Below are 17,441 nucleotides of genomic sequence, written 5' to 3'. Positions count from 1 at the left end.
CTTTGGAGTGCTAACAACAATGGCAAAGATCGTCGACATCAAGGGTCGTGAAGTTCTCGACTCCCGTGGTAATCCCACCGTCGAAGCCGATGTGATCCTCGAAGGCGGTATCGTCGGTAGCGCCTGCGCGCCGTCTGGTGCCTCCACTGGCTCGCGCGAAGCGCTGGAGCTGCGTGATGGCGACAAGAGCCGTTACCTGGGCAAAGGTGTGCTCAAGGCCGTGGCCAACATCAACGGCCCGATCCGTGATCTGCTGCTGGATAAAGACGCTGCCGATCAGCAGGCGCTGGACCGCGCGATGATCGAACTCGACGGTACCGAGAACAAGGCCACGCTGGGCGCCAACGCCATTCTCGCTGTGTCCTTGGCTGCCGCCAAGGCCGCTGCCCAGGCCAAGGGTGTGCCGCTGTACGCGCACATTGCCGATCTGAACGGTACTCCCGGTGTTTACTCCATGCCGGTGCCGATGATGAACATTATCAACGGCGGCGAGCATGCCGATAACAACGTCGATATTCAGGAGTTCATGGTGCAGCCGGTTGGCGCCAAGAATTTCGCTGACGCGCTGCGCATGGGCGCGGAAATCTTCCATCACCTCAAGGCTGTGTTGAAAGCCCGTGGCCTGAACACTGCCGTCGGTGACGAGGGTGGTTTCGCGCCCAACCTGGCGTCTAACGAAGACGCTCTGGCTGCCATCGCCGAAGCTGTTGCCAACGCTGGCTACAAACTGGGTGACGACGTGACCCTGGCCCTGGACTGCGCCTCCAGCGAGTTCTTCAAGGACGGTCAGTACGATCTGGCTGGCGAAGGCAAGGTGTTCAGCGCCGAAGGTTTCGCCGACTACCTGGCTGGCCTGACTCAGCGTTACCCGATCATCTCCATCGAAGACGGCATGGACGAGTCCGACTGGGCGGGTTGGAAAGTCCTGACCGACAAGATCGGCGCCAAGGTGCAACTGGTCGGTGATGACCTGTTCGTCACCAACACCAAGATCCTCAAGCGCGGCATCGACGAGAAAATCGGTAACTCGATCCTGATCAAGTTCAACCAGATTGGTTCGCTGACCGAGACCCTGGAAGCCATCCAGATGGCCAAGGCTGCTGGCTTCACCGCCGTGATTTCGCACCGCAGCGGCGAAACCGAAGACAGCACCATCGCCGACCTGGCCGTAGGTACTGCCGCAGGTCAGATCAAGACCGGCTCGCTGTGCCGCTCCGATCGCGTGTCCAAGTACAACCAACTGCTGCGTATCGAAGAGCAGCTGGCTGGCAAGGCTCCGTATAAGGGGCGTGCCGAGTTCCGCGGCTAAGTCACGATCTGCTGCGCGTCGGCCCTACTGCGTTAAAAACAGGCTCGGACAGTGACTTGTCACTGAACGTCCAGAGGACGGCCCGAAGGGCGAGTGAAACGAGTAATGCTCATTTACTTCAGTAAAGTCGAGCGCGACTCCGACCGTTCCTCGCCTGTTTGATTCGCTGGCGCTCACCCTTCGGGCCAGCCTTCGGCTGTTACTCCCGTTGGTCGTTGCGCCTTGTAGGTCTCTAGCTCGCGAGATCGTTCTAGTCTGAAAATGGGCGACGCAAGTCGCCCTTTTTCGTGGCGGCTCCAGCGCTGGTGCTGCATGTAGGAGCGGATTTATCCGCGATCTGTCGCGGCTGAAGCCGCTCCTACAAGGGCTGTGCCATTGTTGATATGGCCTTTTTCATCGTCGTTTCGTCGATTTCCGGGAACCCTTGCACGGATGCAGAACCTTAAAACCCATGTCACCCATCAGCCGGCTCCTTTTCAAGCATGACCGCAGCCCCTACCATGCCGATGACTCAAACCGCGAGCCGCTCCATGCGTAGCCCCTACTGGCTGTTTATCGTGCTGATCCTAATGCTGGCTGGCCTGCAGTATCGTCTGTGGGGGGGCGAGGGCAGTCTGGCGCACGTCAGTCGTCTGCAGCAGCAGATTGCCGAGCAGAAGGGCGAGAACGAGCGTCTGCTGGAGCGCAACCGTATCCTTGAGGCCGAGGTGATGGAGCTCAAGCGTGGCATGGAGACCGTCGAAGAGCGTGCGCGGCAGGAGCTGGGCATGGTCAAAGAGGGCGAAACCCTCTATCTGCTGACGAAATGAGTGCTCCCTTCTGGCTGGTGATTCCTGCCGCCGGTATTGGTGCGCGTATGGCCGCCGACCGGCCCAAGCAGTACCTGGAAGTCGCCGGGCGCTGCATTCTCGAACATTCCCTCGATTGCTTTCTCGATCATCCCGACCTGCTCGGTGTTGTGGTCTGCCTGGCTGAGGATGACCCTTTCTGGCCGGCTCTGGCGTCGGCGGCCAATCCGCTTATTCATCGTGCCAATGGTGGGCGTGAGCGTGCTGATTCGGTGCTAGCTGGGTTGCAGGCGCTGCAACAGGCCGGTGCGGATGAAGCAGATTGGGTTCTGGTGCACGATGCCGCGCGGCCGAACCTGGCTCGCAGCGACCTTGATTGTTTGCTTGATGTTCTGGCGACAGATCCTGTTGGTGGCCTGCTGGCTGTGCCAGCGCGCGATACCCTCAAGCAGGCTGATGCGGCTGGTCGTGTGGTGCAGACGGTTGATCGTGCCGTGATTTGGCAGGCCTACACGCCGCAGATGTTTCGTTTGGGGGCACTACGGCAAGCCCTTGGCGACGCGTTGGCAGTCGGAGCAGCAATCACCGATGAGGCTTCGGCTATCGAGTGGGCTGGGCTGGCGCCGCGTTTGGTCGAGGGGCGTGCGGATAACCTCAAGGTCACACGCCCGGAAGATTTGCAGTGGCTGCGCCTGGCGTGGGCCGGGCGCAGCGCGCAGTGACGATCAGTTCTGGCGATGGCGGCTGAGGTTGCGTTCAAGCACTGTGCCGAGTTTGTCCATGGCGCCTTCCAGTGCCTGTTCGAGGTTGTCACCGTTATGACTCACCGAAACCGGATCACGCCCTTTTAGCCGTGCTTCTGCTTGGCAGCGCTTGTCCAGGCCGCCGCCTTTGTGACTGTTCTCGTCGTTGAAGTGCAGCTCGATTCGAGTCAGGTGATCCTCGAAACGTTTGAGCTTGAGTAGCACGCGACCCCGCACCTTGTCCGCCAATGCCGCAGAACCGTGAATGTGGTTGTCGCTGTTGACCATGACTTGCATAGCGCTTACCTCCGGTTTCGGTGAAGACGATACCGTTTCGACGGTATCACTCATTCTGGCCGCAACTGAAGCCTGGGGTTCCCGCCTGGCTGTGACAATCTGTTGCCCGTCGCTCTCAGGCGTATTCGGGAAACTCGACGAGGCCATGCTTGAGGTGGTCGACGAGCTGCCGCACCTTGGGCGACAGGTGACGCTGTTGCGGATAGATCGCCCAGACTGCCGTGTTGGGTGGCTGGTGTTGCTCGAGCAATGAAATAAGGGCACCGCTGCGCAGGTGCGGCAACACGTAATAGTCGGGGAGCTGGCACAAGCCGAAACCGCGCAGCGCCGCATCCAGCACGGCTTGACCACTGTTGCAGCGCCAGTTGCCTTGCACTCTGATCTGGGTTTCTCGCCCGCTTTCGGCAAAGTTCCAGTGCTCGCTGCTGCCGATCAGGCAGTTGTGCCGCGACAGTTCGGACAGCGAGTGCGGGCGACCGTAGTGCAGCAGATAGTCCGGCGCCGCGCACAGATACATCACCCGTGGCGCCAGGCGCGCGGCGACCAGCCGTGAGTCCTGCAGGCGGCCGAGGCGAATCGCCAGGTCGAGCCCTTCGTGCAGCAGGTCGAGTTGGCGATTGGACAGTTCGATTTCTACACGCAACTGAGGGTGTTGCGCCATGAACTGGTTGACCAGCGGCACGATGAAGCGCTCGCCGTAGGCGACGGCGCAGGTCATGCGTAGTAACCCCTTGGGTTCGGCGCCTAGGTCACTGACGGCGCGCAGCGCTTCTTCGCGCGCGTCCTGCAGGCGCTGGCAGTGTTGCAGGAAGGTCTGACCCGCCTCTGTCAGGGCGACACGTCGGGTGCTGCGGTAGAACAGTCGACTTTGTAGACGCTCCTCCAGGCGCGCCACCTGGCGGCTGACCTGTGAGGTGGAGAGCCCCAGTCGTTCGGCCGCAGCGCTGAACTGACCGCACTCTGCCACCGCGACGAACTCGTCCATACCTTCCCAGCGATTCATCGTCGACTCCTGTGTGGCCATGTTCAAGTGCGATAGATTATCCCTGTTTGGCAATAATGTTTTGATATTTGCAGAACTATCTCCATTTGGCCTTGCTTTAGACTGCGGGGACTTTTCGTAAACGCTCAGGAGCGCTTCCATGATCAAGTCCCGTGCAGCCGTCGCCTTCGCCCCCAACGAGCCGCTGAAGATCGTCGAGATCGATGTCGAGCCGCCAAAGGCCGGTGAAGTGCTGGTACGCATCGTTGCCACCGGCGTCTGCCATACCGATGCTTACACCCTGTCCGGTCAGGATTCCGAGGGCGTGTTTCCCTGCGTGCTGGGTCATGAGGGCGGTGGCATCGTCGAAGCGGTGGGCGAGGGCGTTACCTCAGTCAAGGTCGGCGATCATGTGATTCCGCTCTATACCGCCGAATGCCGTGAGTGCAAATTCTGCAAATCCGGCAAGACCAACCTGTGCAGCTCGGTGCGCGCCACTCAGGGCAAGGGCCTGATGCCGGATGGCACCAGCCGCTTCAGCTACAACGGTGAGCCGGTTTACCACTACATGGGCTGTTCGACCTTCTCCGAGTACACCGTGTTGCCGGAAGTCTCGGTTGCCGTGATCCCCAAAGAGGCCCCGCTGGACAAGGTGTGCCTGCTCGGTTGCGGCGTCACCACCGGCATCGGCGCGGTGCTCAACACCGCCAAGGTCACCGAGGGCTCCACCGTGGCCATCTTCGGCCTGGGCGGCATCGGCCTGGCGGCGATCATCGGCGCCAAGATGGCCAGGGCCTCGCGCATCATCGGTATCGACATCAATCCGGCCAAGGAAGCGGTTGCCCGCGAGCTGGGCGTGACCGATTTCGTCAACCCGAAAGAGCACAGCAAACCGATCCAGGAGGTCATCGTCGAGATGACCGATGGCGGCGTCGACTACAGCTTCGAGTGCATCGGCAACGTGCAACTGATGCGTGCCGCACTGGAGTGCTGCCACAAGGGCTGGGGCGAGTCGACCATCATCGGCGTGGCGCCGGCCGGTGCCGAGATCAGCACCCGTCCGTTCCAGTTGGTCACCGGCCGCGTCTGGCGCGGCAGTGCCTTCGGTGGCGTCAAGGGCCGTACCGAGCTGCCGAGCTATGTCGAGAAGTCGCAGACTGGAGAAATTCCGCTGGATACCTTCATCACTCACAACATGGGCCTGGATGAGATCAACGAGGCCTTCGAGCTGATGCACGAAGGCAAGAGCATTCGCACCGTTATCCATTTCTAACCAGCGTAAGCGTCAAGCTGCAAGTGGAGCGCGTTGCTTGCCGCTTGACGCTGTCCGGAGGGCCTTATGGAAATCGTATCCAGCAACAAGAGTTTTGGTGGCTGGCACAAGCGTTATCGCCATCGCTCCACCACCCTCAATTGCGACATGGTGTTCGCCGTCTACCTGCCGCCGCAGGCCGAGCAGGGCGTCAAACTGCCGGTGCTGTATTGGCTCAGTGGCCTGACCTGCACCGATGAGAACTTCATGCAGAAGGCTGGTGCCCAGCGCATGGCAGCCGAACTGGGGTTGATCATCGTCGCGCCGGATACCAGCCCGCGCGGCGAAGGCGTGGCCGATGATGCCAATGGCGCCTATGACTTCGGCCTGGGTGCCGGCTTCTACGTCAATGCGACGCAAGAACCGTTCGCCCGTCACTACCGCATGTACGACTACGTGGTGCAGGAGCTGCCAGCGTTGATCGAGGCCAATTTCCCGGTTTCGGACAAGCGCGGCATCGCCGGTCACTCCATGGGTGGCCATGGCGCGCTGATCTGCGCGCTGAAGAACCCTGGGCGTTACCAGGCGGTGTCGGCGTTCTCGCCAATTAGCAATCCGATGAACTGCCCCTGGGGTGAGAAGGCGTTTTCGCTGTACCTGGGCGAAGAGCGCTCGCGCTGGCGTGAGTGGGATGCCAGTGTGCTGATCGCCGAGGCCAGCGAAAAGCTGCCGATCCTGGTGGATCAGGGCGACCGTGACGACTTCCTCGAAGGCCAACTCAAGCCGCAGGCATTGCAGGCGGCTGCCAAGGCGGCCGGTCACCCGCTGACGCTGCGCATGCAGCCTGGCTATGACCACAGCTATTATTTCATCGCCAGCTTTATCGATGATCACCTGCGCCATCACGCGGCAGTTTTGCAGTCGTCTTAGCCCAGATGAAATCCGCGGGTGAATTTCCCGGATTTCATCCGGGCTACTCGGCAATGCGGTTAGAATCACGCCCTGACTTTTTCAGGGCGTTGTTCTTTATGCGTATCGGTCATGGCTATGACGTACACCGCTTCGGCGAAGGCGATTTCATCACCCTCGGCGGCGTGCGAATTCCCCATAAATTCGGCCTCGTCGCCCATTCCGATGGTGACGTGCTACTGCATGCCCTGAGCGATGCCTTGCTCGGCGCGGTGGCGCTGGGTGATATCGGTAAGCACTTTCCCGACACCGATCCGACCTTCAAGGGCGCCGACAGTCGTGTGCTGCTGCGTCATGTGATGGGCTTGGTGTGTGGCAAGGGTTATGCGGTGGGCAATGTCGACGCCACCATCATCGCCCAGGCACCGAAAATGGCGCCGCATATCGACACGATGCGCGAGCGTATCGCCGAGGATCTCGGCGTGGCGTTGGATCAGGTTAACGTCAAAGCCACCACCACCGAGAAGCTCGGTTTCACCGGGCGTGAGGAAGGCATTGCGGTGCACGCCGTCGCCTTGCTGGTCAAGGCATGAACGAGTTGCAACTGCTGGGCCCGCGCGCCCATGGTGAGGCCTGCGGGCGTGCCGTGCTCAAGGCCACGGCCGAGGACTTCCAGGTCGACGAGGTGCTCGACATCCCGCTCACAGGGCAGGGCGAGCACCTTTGGCTGTGGGTGGAAAAGCGTGGCCTGAATACCGAAGAGGCCGCTCGGCGCATCGCCCGTGCTGCCGGTTTGCCGCTCAAGGCGGTCAGCTATGCCGGGCTCAAGGATCGTCAGGCGCTGACTCGGCAGTGGTTCAGCCTGCATTTGCCGGGCAAGGCTGACCCGGATCTGGGCGCTGCTCAGGGCGATGATCTGGTGATCCTGCGTAGCCAGCGGCATAACCGCAAGCTTCAGCGTGGTGCTCACGCTGCCAATGGCTTCACCCTGCGCCTGACGGCGCTCCAGGCGGATCGTGAGGCGCTGGAGCAGCGTCTGCAGCGTATCGCCGAGCAGGGCGTGCCCAACTATTTCGGCCTGCAGCGCTTCGGTTTCGATGGCGGCAATGTCGAGCAGGCGCGTGATTTTGCCTCGCGTCAGGAGCTTCCGGTGCAGCGCAACCTGCGTTCGCGGCTGCTTTCATCCGCACGTAGCTACCTGTTCAATCAGGTGTTGGCCAGGCGCGTTGCTGTCGGCACCTGGAACCAGGCGCAGGTCGGCGATGTGTTGGCATTCACCACCAGCCGCAGTTTCTTTCTCGCCGGTGAGGCCGAATGCAGCGACCCGCGACTGGCCGCGCTCGATGTGCACCCGACCGGCCCACTCTGGGGCGATGGCGCGTTGCCGAGCGCCGCTACGGTGCAGGATCTTGAGCAGTTGGTGGCCGATGAGTGCGCCTCGCTGGTGCAATGGCTGGTCAAGGCGGACATGGCGCACGAACGGCGAATTCTGCGCCTCCCCATCGGCGGCCTGTCGTGGCATTATCCCGAGCCCGATATTCTGCAACTTGCATTCGTCCTGCCGGCCGGGTGTTTCGCTACCGTAGTGGTACGCGAACTGCTCGATCTGGTGCCAGCAGGGCAGACGGATACTCCATGCGAATTCTGATTTCCAACGACGACGGGGTGAATGCCCCTGGTATTGCTGCGTTGCACCAGGCGCTGGACGACTACGCCGAGTGCGTGGTGATCGCCCCAGCCGAGGACAAGAGTGGCGCCAGCAGCTCGCTGACGCTCGATCGTCCTTTGCACCCGTTGGTGTTGCCCAACGGTTACACCAGCCTTAATGGCACGCCAACCGATTGCGTGCACCTGGGGCTCAACGGCCTGCTCGAGCAGATGCCGGAGATGGTCGTGTCCGGTATCAACCTGGGCGCCAATCTGGGGGACGACGTGCTGTACTCCGGCACCGTCGCCGCTGCGCTGGAAGGGCGTTTCCTGAGCAAGCCAGCGTTTGCCTTTTCGCTGTTGTCGCGACAGGTGGACAATTTGCCGACCGCTGCCTATTTCGCGCGCAAGCTGGTCGAGGCTCACGAACGCCTTGAATTGCCGCCGCGTACCGTGCTTAACGTCAATATCCCCAATCTACCGCTGGAGCACATCCGTGGCGTGCAGTTGACGCGCCTCGGCCACCGTGCACGCGCTGCCGCGCCGGTCAAAGTGGTCAACCCGCGCGGCAAGGTGGGCTACTGGATCGCCGCCGCCGGCGATGTCGAAGAGGGCGGCCCTGGCACTGACTTTCATGCGGTGATGCAAGGCTATGTGTCGATTACGCCTTTGCAACTCGACCGCACCTTCGGTGCCGCTTTCGAGGGCATGAGCGGCTGGCTGGAGGGCATCTTCTGATGCGTGAACAGGACGACCTGCAACGCCATGGGATCGGCATGACCTCACAGCGCACGCGTGAACGCCTGATCCAGCGCCTTTATGAGGAAGGCCTGTCGAACGCCCGCGTGCTTGAAGTAATTCGCCGTACGCCGCGCCATCTGTTCGTCGACGAGGCGCTGGCGCATCGCGCCTATGAGGACACTGCGTTGCCCATCGGCCACAACCAGACCATTTCTCAGCCTTATATGGTCGGCCGCATGACCGAACTGCTGCTGGCTGCTGGGCCGTTGGACAAGGTGCTGGAGATTGGTACTGGCTCCGGTTACCAGACGGCTGTGTTGGCACAATTGGTGGAGCGGGTGTTCTCGGTCGAGCGTATTCAGTCCTTGCAGGAGCGCGCCAAGGAGCGTCTGGTCGAACTCAAACTACGCAACGTGGTCTTTCGCTGGGGCGATGGTTGGGAGGGGTGGAATGCGCTTGGCCCCTACAACGGCATCATTGTCACTGCAGCGGCTGCGGATGTGCCGATGGCGTTGCTCAATCAGCTAGCGCCGGGCGGGCGTCTGGTGATTCCGGTGGGAACTGGCGATGTGCAGCAACTGCTGTTGATCGTTCGCGAAGAAGAAGGTTTTTCCCGTCACGTGCTCGATTCTGTCCGCTTCGTCCCCCTATTAAATGGCCCTTTGGCCTAGTGGCCACAGGTCTACCGGAAGGATCCATGAAAAAATATTTTCTGCTCTATGCCAAGGGCATCGCCATGGGTGCCGCAGATGTCGTGCCTGGCGTATCCGGCGGCACCATCGCGTTCATCAGCGGTATTTATGATGAGTTGCTGCGCTCTATTTCCAGTGTGCCCGAGGCGTTGATGCTGCTTCTGCGGGGGCGAATCAAGGATGCCTGGCAGGCAGCTAATGCCACTTTTTTATTGGTTCTACTATCTGGCATCGTGACCAGTATTCTCAGTCTGGCCCGGTTGATTACCTATCTATTGGCACATCATCCGGTGCCGGTCTGGTCATTTTTCTTTGGCCTGATTCTGGTTTCGGTTTATCTAGTCGGGCGTGATATCGGGCGCTGGAACTGGAGTCGTGGCCTGAGTTTTCTGCTTGGGTTGGCCTTTGCTTATTGGATCACTGTGGCTGCGCCGATCCAATGGGGCAGCGATCCGCTGACGCTGTTCTGCGCTGGCGCCATTGCCATCTGCGCCATGATTCTGCCTGGTATTTCCGGTAGTTTTATCCTGCTTCTGCTGGGGCTTTATGCCACGGTATTGGGCGCGGTCAAGAACTTGGATCTGGCCGTCCTGGCGGTGTTCGCTGCGGGATGCCTGGTCGGTTTATTGAGCTTCGCCCGCCTGCTTAGTTGGATGTTGTCGCACTGGCGTGATCTGACGTTGTCATTTCTGACTGGTTTGATGCTGGGCTCGCTGAACAAGGTTTGGCCCTGGAAGGAGACCATTAGTTGGCGTATCGATAGCAAGGGTGAACAGGTGCCGTTGCTGCAGCACAACTTGCTTCCTAGCCAGTTTGTCGAGATTAGTGGTCAAGATTCCCAACTGCTGCTAGCCATTTTCCTGGCGTTCACCGGTATTTTTGTCGTGCTTGCGCTGGATTGGCTGGCTAGGCGAAAGCCGCAAGTGGCTGGTTGATCCGGCGCAATAGCCGCATCATGTTTGTAATTCGGGATCGTTCAAGGGAGCACCGGGTGAGTCGCACAACCGTTTACGCGCTGATTTTCAAGGCCGTTGACCTTCGTTTGCTCGCCTCGTTGTTGGGGACTTTGCTACTGGTCGGCTGCGCCAGTTCACCGCCTGGTGGTGTTCAGGTCGTCGAGCGTGGACAGCACCAGGGAAGAGCGCCTCTGATTCAGCGCCAACCTGTGCGAACCGGGCACTATGTGGTTCAGCGTGGCGATACGCTGTACTCCATCGCTTTCCGGTTCGGCTGGGATTGGAAGGCCCTGGCTGCCCATAATGGCTTGCGTGACCCTTATTTGATCCGAGTAGGGCAAGTCATCCGCTTTGATAATCGCAGTGTGTCGAGCTCGCCAGTAGTGGCCAGTGCCCCGCGTAGCCCAGCACCGCCGATACCGCCGGTTCAGCCTACAAGTCAGCCTGTTGTGACGGCCCCGGTGGTCAGTGCGGCCAAACCGCCGGCGGCATCCACGCCCGCCACCACGCCCGTGACCCCTGTAACCCGCTCGGCGACCGGTTGGGCTTGGCCTACTCAGGGCGCGGTAATTAGTAAATTCTCTTCAAACGGTAGTTTGAATAAAGGCGTTGATATCGCAGGGGAATTAGGACAGCCTGTTTTAGCTGCGTCTGATGGATCGGTGGTGTATGCCGGAAGTGGTTTGCGGGGCTACGGCGAACTGGTCATCATCAAGCACAGCGACACCTACGTGAGTGCTTACGGCCATAACCGTAGGCTGTTGGTGCGGGAGGGGCAGCAGGTTAAGGCTGGACAGCGTATTGCTGAGATGGGGTCCACAGGGGCCGACCGGGTGAAGCTCCACTTCGAGATTCGCCGGCAAGGAAAACCTGTTGATCCGCTGCAGTACCTGCCTAAGCGTTGATCTGCGTTTCACTTCTCTCGACACGTGGGAGGGACTGGCTCGGTGTGGCTAGGACGTGTCCGCCAGAGCTTGTTGTCGAACTCATCTTGGGACTACAACAATGGCTCTCATAAAAGAAGAAGCGCCGGAGTTTGACGTCGACGATGAACTGCTCCTAGTGGAGCCGGGCATCGTTTTGGGCGAGGTTCAACACGACGAGGAGAATGTGCCGCCGTCGCGTACCAAAGCCAAACACGCCACCCCGTCCAAACAGCACAAACACATCGATTACACTCGGGCGCTTGACGCCACCCAGCTATATCTCAATGAAATCGGCTTTTCGCCATTGCTGACTCCTGAAGAGGAGGTGCATTTTGCGCGTCTAGCGCAAAAGGGGGATCCAGCAGGGCGTAAACGCATGATCGAAAGCAACCTACGTCTGGTTGTTAAGATCGCGCGACGTTACGTCAACCGTGGCTTGTCACTGCTCGACCTGATTGAAGAGGGCAATCTAGGGCTGATTCGAGCGGTTGAGAAGTTCGATCCTGAGCGTGGCTTCCGCTTTTCCACTTACGCGACTTGGTGGATTCGTCAGACCATCGAGCGCGCGATCATGAACCAGACGCGCACCATTCGTCTGCCTATTCATGTGGTCAAGGAGCTCAACGTCTACTTACGTGCAGCTCGTGAACTGACTCAGAAACTGGATCATGAACCCTCGGCCGAGGAAATCGCCAACTTGCTGGAAAAGCCGGTTGGTGAAGTCAAACGCATGCTGGGTTTGAACGAGCGGGTGTCTTCAGTGGATGTTTCACTCGGCCCGGATTCTGATAAAACGCTGCTTGATACCTTGACTGATGATCGACCGACAGATCCTTGTGAACTGCTGCAGGACGATGATCTTTCGCAGAGTATTGATCAGTGGCTGTGCGATCTCACCGAAAAACAGCGCGAAGTTGTGGTGCGTCGCTTTGGTCTTCGTGGCCATGAGAGTTGTACGCTCGAAGAGGTAGGCCAGGAAATTGGCCTGACTCGCGAGCGAGTCAGGCAGATTCAGGTTGAAGCCCTCAAGCGCTTGCGCGAAATCCTTGAGAAAAACGGCTTGTCCAGCGACGCCTTGTTCCAGTAACTGGATGCTGTCTACGAAACCCGGCTCAGGCCGGGTTTCGTCATTTTGGCTGCGAGCATTTACGTCTATGCATTGAATCCTGCTGTTTTCATCAGGCTTATGTCAGTCATTGCTTACAGTGACTGTCAGACTTTGTGTTGAACTCGCTTCGGTTATCAGTGGGTTTTGTTGTTCTATATTTCTAATTCTATGTTTTTAAACGATTTATTTTTTTACGTGCCGCAGAATATGTCTTCTGGCTGTGCAGATTGGGGCGTTGAATGGTTTCGATAGACGAGTAATATCGAACTCGTGCTCAGGGACAAGCACAGATCATCAGGATGATGGTCAGGAACATCGCAAGAGGCGATTCATCAGGATGATGAAGTTGGGAAAAACAGGGACTAGGGAGTAAAAGTGGGCGGCGCAAGCCGCCCCTTTTTTTGCCTGTAAAAAACTGACGGTTTTGTGGCGCAAAGAACAAGGCCCGCATATTGCGGGCCTTGTTCTTTTCAGCAGATGTAGTGAACTCAGCGTTCGAGATGTTGCAGCTTGTCTTTCACGCCATCCCATTCTTCGGCATCTGCCAGGGCGTCTTTCTTCTCGGTGATGTTCGGCCACACTTCCGCTAGGTCGGCGTTGAGTTCGATGAACTCTTGCATGTCTTCGGGCACTTCGTCCTCGGAGAAGATCGCTTGGGCCGGGCACTCGGGTTCGCACAAGGCGCAGTCGATGCACTCGTCCGGGTGGATCACCAGGAAGTTCGGGCCTTCGTAGAAGCAATCGACCGGGCAGACTTCCACGCAGTCGGTGTATTTGCATTTGATGCAGTTGTCGGTGACGACGAAGGTCATGTCTGATTTTCTCCTCGGGCGGCGGCCTGGACTCTTTCTGCGAAGCGTTTCCAGGCGTCCTGTCAGTGCCGCGGCTCAGGCTATAAACCGGGCTGTCGTAAAAATGCGCGCGATTCTAACAGCTTGCGCACGTTAGCGTTAGATCCGTGTCTTCCAGCTATATAGCAGTTCCAGCGCTTTGCGCGGACTCAGATCATCAGGATTGATCTTTTGCAATTCCTCTAGCAGCGGATGCGGCACGCTGGCGAACAGGTCGCTTTGCATGGGCGCTTGTGGTTGGCCAGTAGGCTGCTTGGGTAGGTCGTGCGGCAAACTCGTTGCTTCCAAGCGCGCCAGGTGCTCGCGCGCACGGCTGATCACTGTGCCGGGTACGCCTGCCAATTGCGCTACAGCCAGGCCGTAACTTTGGCTTGCAGGGCCCGGCTGGACGTGGTGGAGGAAAACGATGCGCTCATTATGCTCGGTGGCTGAGAGGTGCACGTTGGCCACCACCGACTCGCTTTCCGGCAGTACGGTCAGCTCGAAGTAATGGGTGGCGAACAGGGTAAAGGCACGCAGGCGCGCCAGGTGCTCGGCTGCCGACCAGGCCAGTGACAGACCATCGAAGGTACTGGTGCCACGGCCGACTTCGTCCATCAGCACCAGGCTGCGTTCGCTTGCGTTGTGCAGGATGTTGGCGGTTTCGCTCATCTCTACCATGAAGGTGGAGCGCCCGCCGGCTAGGTCATCGCTGGAGCCGATTCGGGTGAAAATGCGATCGACCAGTGATAGCACGCAGGCAGCAGCCGGCACGAAGCTGCCGATATGGGCCAGCAGCACGATCAGTGCGGTTTGGCGCATGTAGGTGGATTTACCACCCATGTTTGGCCCGGTGATGACCAGCATGCGGCGGTTGTCGTCGAGATCCAGGTCGTTGGCCACGAAGGGCGTGGTCAGCACCTGCTCGACCACCGGATGGCGGCCCTGGTCGATACGCATGCAGGGCTCTTCGACGAAGCGCGGGCGGTTCAGGTCGAGGTTCAGTGCGCGTTCGGCGAGGTTGCTCAGCACATCCAACTCGGCCAGGGCCGATGCGCTGTCCTGCAGCGGTGCCAGGTGGCCGATCAGGCGTTCGAGCAGTTCGTCGTAGAGCATCTTCTCGCGGGCCAGGGCGCGGCTCTTGGCCGATAGTGCCTTGTCTTCGAATTCCTTGAGCTCCGGGGTGATGAAGCGCTCGGCGCCCTTGAGCGTCTGCCGGCGGATGTAGTCGGCGGGCGCGGACTCGGCTTGCTTGGTCGGCAGCTCGATGAAGTAACCGTGCACACGGTTGTAGCCGACCTTGAGGTTGGCCAGGCCGGTGCGGGCTTTTTCGCGGGCTTCCAGATCCATGAGGAATTGGCCGGCGTTCTCGCTCATCGCTTGCAGTTCATCCAGCTCGGCGTCGTAGCCGGTCTTGAGGACGCCGCCGTCGCGGATCACTGCCGGTGGGTTGTCGATGATGGCGCGGGCCAGCAGGTCGGCCAGTTCCGGGTAGGTGGCGATGGTGTGGGCCAATTGCTGCAGGTGCGGCGTATCCAGCGAGACCATCGCCTGCTGCAGTTCGGGCAGCGCGGCCAGGGCATCGCGCAGGCGAGCGAGGTCGCGCGGGCGCGCATTGCGTAGTCCGATACGGGCGAGGATGCGCTCCAGGTCGCCGATTTCCTTGAGCTGCGGTTGCAGTGTTTCGAAACGGTAGCCGTCGAGCAGGCAGGTGATGGCGTCCTGGCGCGCTTCCAGCACCGCGCGATCACGCAGCGGGCGGTTCAGCCAGCGGCCCAGCAGGCGGCTGGCCATGGCGGTCTGGCAGCGATCCATGACCGATTGCAGGGTATTGTCGCGGCCGCCAGCGAGGTTGATATCCAGCTCCAGGTTGCGGCGGCTGGCGCCGTCGAGGATCACCGTATCGTCCAGGCGCTCATGACGCAGGCTGCGCAGGTGGGGCAGGGCGGTGCGCTGGGTTTCTTTGGCATAAGCCAGCAGGCAACCGGCGGCGCCGATGGCCAGGGTCAGGTTCTCGCAGCCGAAGCCTTTCAAGTCCTGGGTGCCGAATTGCTGGCAGAGGCTCTTGAAGGCGCTGTCGCGGTCGAAATCCCAGGGCGCGCGGCGGCGTGATCCCTTGCGCTTCTCGGCCGGCAGGCCCTGTGGCCAGTCATCTGGGATCAGCAGTTCGGCCGGGTTCAGACGCTCCAGTTCGGCCAGCAGGTTTTCCCAGCCCTTGATCTCTTGAACGGTAAAACGCCCGCTGGTGATGTCCAGCACGGCCAGGCCGAACAGGCGTTCGTCGCCCAGTACCGCAGCCAGCAGGTTGTCGCGGTGCTCGTCCAGCAGGGCTTCGTCGCTGATAGTGCCGGGGGTGATGATGCGAACCACCTGGCGTTCCACCGGGCCCTTGCTGGTGGCCGGGTCGCCGATCTGTTCGCAGATCACTACCGATTCGCCGAGTTTGACCAGCTTGGCGAGGTAACCTTCTACCGAGTGGAAGGGAATACCGCACATGGGGATCGACTGGCCAGCCGACTGACCGCGGGCGGTCAGGGTGATGTCCAGCAGCTTGGCTGCCTTCTTCGCGTCTTCGTAGAAAATTTCGTAGAAGTCACCCATGCGATAGAACATCAACTGATCCGGGTGCTGGTTCTTCAGCTTCCAGTACTGTTGCATCATCGGGGTGTGTGCGGAAACGTCCATAAATCAATAACTTAGCGTAATTTGTCTATTTGACAGAGCATTTGTGTCTAATACTTTTTGCTCTGAGTTACCGTTCGTCGGCTGCGATCTTGGCCAAGGTGGGGCCCTGGGCGACGTCGATTTCGCGCAGCCGGATGTATCGTTCTGTCATTCGGGCGGACGAGTGACCGGCCAGTTTTTGCGGGTCGTGGCCCTGCTTTTTGGCGTCGGTGATCGACTTCGCTCGAAGGTCGTGCAGGGTAGCGTCTTTCACGCCAGCGCGCATGGCGGCCTTCTTGAATTGCTGCTTCACCGTTTCGTAGATCACCGGTTTGCAGGTGCGCTTGGTGGTGAACAGTGTCAGGCCACGGGCAGAGCGCGGCAGGGCCTTGGTGCGGGCGATGACGTCCTTGATGTCGGGTGTCATGGCAACGATCAGGCGCTTGTCCGACTTCTGCTGCTTGAAGGCGATGCCTTCTTCGGTGATGTCGGCCAGCTTGATGCTGAGCACGTCATTGATGCGCTGGGCGGTGAGGTAGGCCATCAGGTAGATGACGCGCATATTCTCCGTCGACACGGCGAGGATGGCAGCCAGCTCAGCGTCGGTGAGGTAGCGGTCGCGCTTCTTCTCCTCGAAGCGACGGATGCCCACGCATGGGTTGCTGTCCATCAGTTGCTGTTCAACGCCATAGGCGCAGACGCTGCGCAGGAAGCTGATCACCCTGTTGGCCATGTTCGGGGTGTCGGACATGCTGTTCTTGATGGCGGCGACGTGCTTCGACTTCAGCTGGTGTGGCTCGAACTCGGCCAGAATCTGCTTGAGTCGGCGGGCGGCGGCCTCGTACTGCTCCAGGGTGTTGGGCTTGATCGTCTTCTTGATCTCGCCCAGGGCGTCGTCGATCAGCTTGGGCATGCCGGCGCCGGTGCTGGCAGCGGCAACCTTGCGGGCGTAGGCCTCCAGCGCTTCCTCGAGCGTGCTGCCGATGCGCTCCCACTTGTTCTGGTGAACGTAGTAGAAGGCGCCGTGCTTGCGGTAGACCTTGGCGGGCAGGTCTCTGTCTTTCTTGCGTGGTCGCATGATCAGGAAGCCAGGCGGAGCTGCGGTTCAGGGCGAGTTTGGGCGGTGCCACCGAGGCGCGCAACCACCAGGTCGCGCAGCACCTTGGGCTTGCCGTCCCCGCCAATGATGTGGGCGATCTTCTCGGACTTGAGCCAGCGAACCTGGGCGCTGGGCTTCACCTTGCCGGAGAGGGTTTGGAGTTCAGACTCTGTGAGGAACATCAGCGCTTTCCTCCCTTGCGATTCTTCTTCATGCCGCCGTGGGCGCTTGCCGTCCAGCCGAACTGCACGCAGATCTGACCGTTCTCGCGGGCCAGAGCGTCGATGCGGTCACCAATAGCAGGGATAAGATCCTGTGCGGTGCAGGCCGGGACGGTGATGGAGTGCGTGGTCTTCTCGCCGCCTGGGGCAATCATCCAGACGCTAGCCTGCCACTGCACCGGCTTGCGCGGGATCCGACCGCGCTTGTGAGCGCGGTCATCCTGCCCGGGCTGGGCGTTGGTGATGTATGTGATGGTGCAACTCATGGCCTGCCCAT

The 17,441-nt window shown here is 60.1% G+C and carries 19 protein-coding genes; 12 read left to right on the top strand and 7 right to left on the bottom strand.

Features of this window, described 5'->3' with window-relative positions:
* Positions 1-19: 19 nt before the first annotated feature.
* The 3 genes from eno to ispD all read left to right on the top strand — a co-directional run bounded on the left by eno (position 20) and on the right by ispD (position 2,819).
* Positions 20-1,309, top strand: a complete 1,290-nt coding sequence (eno, locus tag AERO9A_RS17070) for a phosphopyruvate hydratase (RefSeq protein ID WP_159973115.1) — start codon at positions 20-22, stop codon at positions 1,307-1,309.
* A gap of 530 nt (positions 1,310-1,839) precedes the next feature.
* Positions 1,840-2,118, top strand: coding sequence for a septum formation initiator family protein (locus tag AERO9A_RS17065; protein ID WP_159973114.1), 279 nt, complete (start codon positions 1,840-1,842; stop codon positions 2,116-2,118).
* Entirely contained in the window at positions 2,115-2,819 is a 705-nt protein-coding gene (ispD, locus tag AERO9A_RS17060; RefSeq protein ID WP_159973113.1) for a 2-C-methyl-D-erythritol 4-phosphate cytidylyltransferase, read from the top strand. Before AERO9A_RS17065 ends, ispD begins: the two co-directional genes overlap by 4 nt.
* 3 nt (positions 2,820-2,822) lie before the next feature.
* Here the strand turns inward: ispD and AERO9A_RS17055 are convergent, their stop codons facing one another.
* Together AERO9A_RS17055 and AERO9A_RS17050 are read right to left on the bottom strand one after the other, a co-directional pair.
* The gene (locus AERO9A_RS17055) at positions 2,823-3,137 is read right to left on the bottom strand and encodes an HPF/RaiA family ribosome-associated protein (RefSeq protein WP_159973112.1); all 315 of its coding nucleotides are present in this window, start codon (positions 3,135-3,137) and stop codon (positions 2,823-2,825) included.
* A gap of 115 nt (positions 3,138-3,252) precedes the next feature.
* Positions 3,253-4,140 carry a LysR substrate-binding domain-containing protein gene (locus AERO9A_RS17050; RefSeq protein WP_159973111.1) on the bottom strand — a complete coding sequence of 296 codons (888 nt, stop codon included), beginning with the start codon at positions 4,138-4,140 and terminating at the stop codon, positions 3,253-3,255.
* A 139-nt stretch (positions 4,141-4,279) separates the two neighbouring features.
* Between AERO9A_RS17050 and AERO9A_RS17045 the strand changes: the two genes are divergently transcribed.
* The 9 genes from AERO9A_RS17045 to rpoS all read left to right on the top strand — a co-directional run bounded on the left by AERO9A_RS17045 (position 4,280) and on the right by rpoS (position 12,329).
* A complete protein-coding gene (locus AERO9A_RS17045; protein WP_159973110.1) occupies positions 4,280-5,392 on the top strand; it encodes an S-(hydroxymethyl)glutathione dehydrogenase/class III alcohol dehydrogenase in 1,113 nt (370 codons plus the stop codon).
* 66 nt (positions 5,393-5,458) lie between these two features.
* Complete coding sequence (gene fghA, locus AERO9A_RS17040; RefSeq protein WP_159973109.1) at positions 5,459-6,301, top strand: S-formylglutathione hydrolase; 843 nt, start codon at positions 5,459-5,461, stop codon at positions 6,299-6,301.
* A 98-nt stretch (positions 6,302-6,399) separates the two neighbouring features.
* The gene (ispF, locus tag AERO9A_RS17035; RefSeq protein ID WP_159973108.1) at positions 6,400-6,873 is read left to right on the top strand and encodes a 2-C-methyl-D-erythritol 2,4-cyclodiphosphate synthase; all 474 of its coding nucleotides are present in this window, start codon (positions 6,400-6,402) and stop codon (positions 6,871-6,873) included.
* On the top strand, positions 6,870-7,928 hold the full coding sequence (gene truD, locus AERO9A_RS17030) for a tRNA pseudouridine(13) synthase TruD (protein WP_159973107.1): 1,059 nt from the start codon (positions 6,870-6,872) through the stop codon (positions 7,926-7,928). Before ispF ends, truD begins: the two co-directional genes overlap by 4 nt.
* Positions 7,916-8,665: a 5'/3'-nucleotidase SurE gene (surE, locus tag AERO9A_RS17025; RefSeq protein ID WP_159973106.1), complete on the top strand. Its 750-nt coding sequence runs from the start codon at positions 7,916-7,918 to the stop codon at positions 8,663-8,665. The genes truD and surE overlap by 13 nt, the downstream gene beginning before the upstream one ends.
* 38 nt (positions 8,666-8,703) lie before the next feature.
* A complete protein-coding gene (locus AERO9A_RS17020) occupies positions 8,704-9,339 on the top strand; it encodes a protein-L-isoaspartate(D-aspartate) O-methyltransferase (protein ID WP_178111187.1) in 636 nt (211 codons plus the stop codon).
* Between the two features lie 26 nt (positions 9,340-9,365).
* Positions 9,366-10,295 (top strand): DUF368 domain-containing protein, encoded by a 930-nt coding sequence (locus tag AERO9A_RS17015; RefSeq protein WP_159974083.1) that lies wholly within the window; start codon positions 9,366-9,368, stop codon positions 10,293-10,295.
* Positions 10,296-10,402: 107 nt separating this feature from the next.
* Entirely contained in the window at positions 10,403-11,221 is an 819-nt protein-coding gene (locus AERO9A_RS17010) for a peptidoglycan DD-metalloendopeptidase family protein (protein WP_256666031.1), read from the top strand.
* A 100-nt stretch (positions 11,222-11,321) separates the two neighbouring features.
* Positions 11,322-12,329, top strand: coding sequence for an RNA polymerase sigma factor RpoS (rpoS, locus tag AERO9A_RS17005; RefSeq protein ID WP_159973104.1), 1,008 nt, complete (start codon positions 11,322-11,324; stop codon positions 12,327-12,329).
* Between the two features lie 509 nt (positions 12,330-12,838).
* Here rpoS and fdxA read toward each other — a convergent pair.
* From fdxA to AERO9A_RS16980, 5 genes are all read right to left on the bottom strand, one after another.
* Positions 12,839-13,162, bottom strand: a complete 324-nt coding sequence (gene fdxA / locus AERO9A_RS17000) for a ferredoxin FdxA (protein WP_021441853.1) — start codon at positions 13,160-13,162, stop codon at positions 12,839-12,841.
* Positions 13,163-13,300: 138 nt separating this feature from the next.
* Positions 13,301-15,865 carry a DNA mismatch repair protein MutS gene (gene mutS / locus AERO9A_RS16995; protein WP_159973103.1) on the bottom strand — a complete coding sequence of 855 codons (2,565 nt, stop codon included), beginning with the start codon at positions 15,863-15,865 and terminating at the stop codon, positions 13,301-13,303.
* Positions 15,866-15,932: 67 nt separating this feature from the next.
* The gene (locus AERO9A_RS16990) at positions 15,933-16,922 is read right to left on the bottom strand and encodes a tyrosine-type recombinase/integrase (protein WP_159973102.1); all 990 of its coding nucleotides are present in this window, start codon (positions 16,920-16,922) and stop codon (positions 15,933-15,935) included.
* A 2-nt stretch (positions 16,923-16,924) separates the two neighbouring features.
* Positions 16,925-17,125: a DUF4224 domain-containing protein gene (locus AERO9A_RS16985; RefSeq protein ID WP_159973101.1), complete on the bottom strand. Its 201-nt coding sequence runs from the start codon at positions 17,123-17,125 to the stop codon at positions 16,925-16,927.
* Entirely contained in the window at positions 17,125-17,430 is a 306-nt protein-coding gene (locus AERO9A_RS16980; protein ID WP_159973100.1) for a hypothetical protein, read from the bottom strand. Before AERO9A_RS16980 ends, AERO9A_RS16985 begins: the two co-directional genes overlap by 1 nt.
* Positions 17,431-17,441 lie beyond the last annotated feature (11 nt).

Source organism: Pseudomonas sp. 8Z, assembly GCF_902506535.1.
Classification (GTDB): domain Bacteria; phylum Pseudomonadota; class Gammaproteobacteria; order Pseudomonadales; family Pseudomonadaceae; genus Aquipseudomonas.
The sequence above is the reverse complement of the archived record's forward strand: the minus strand, read 5'-3'. Positions and strand labels throughout refer to the sequence as shown.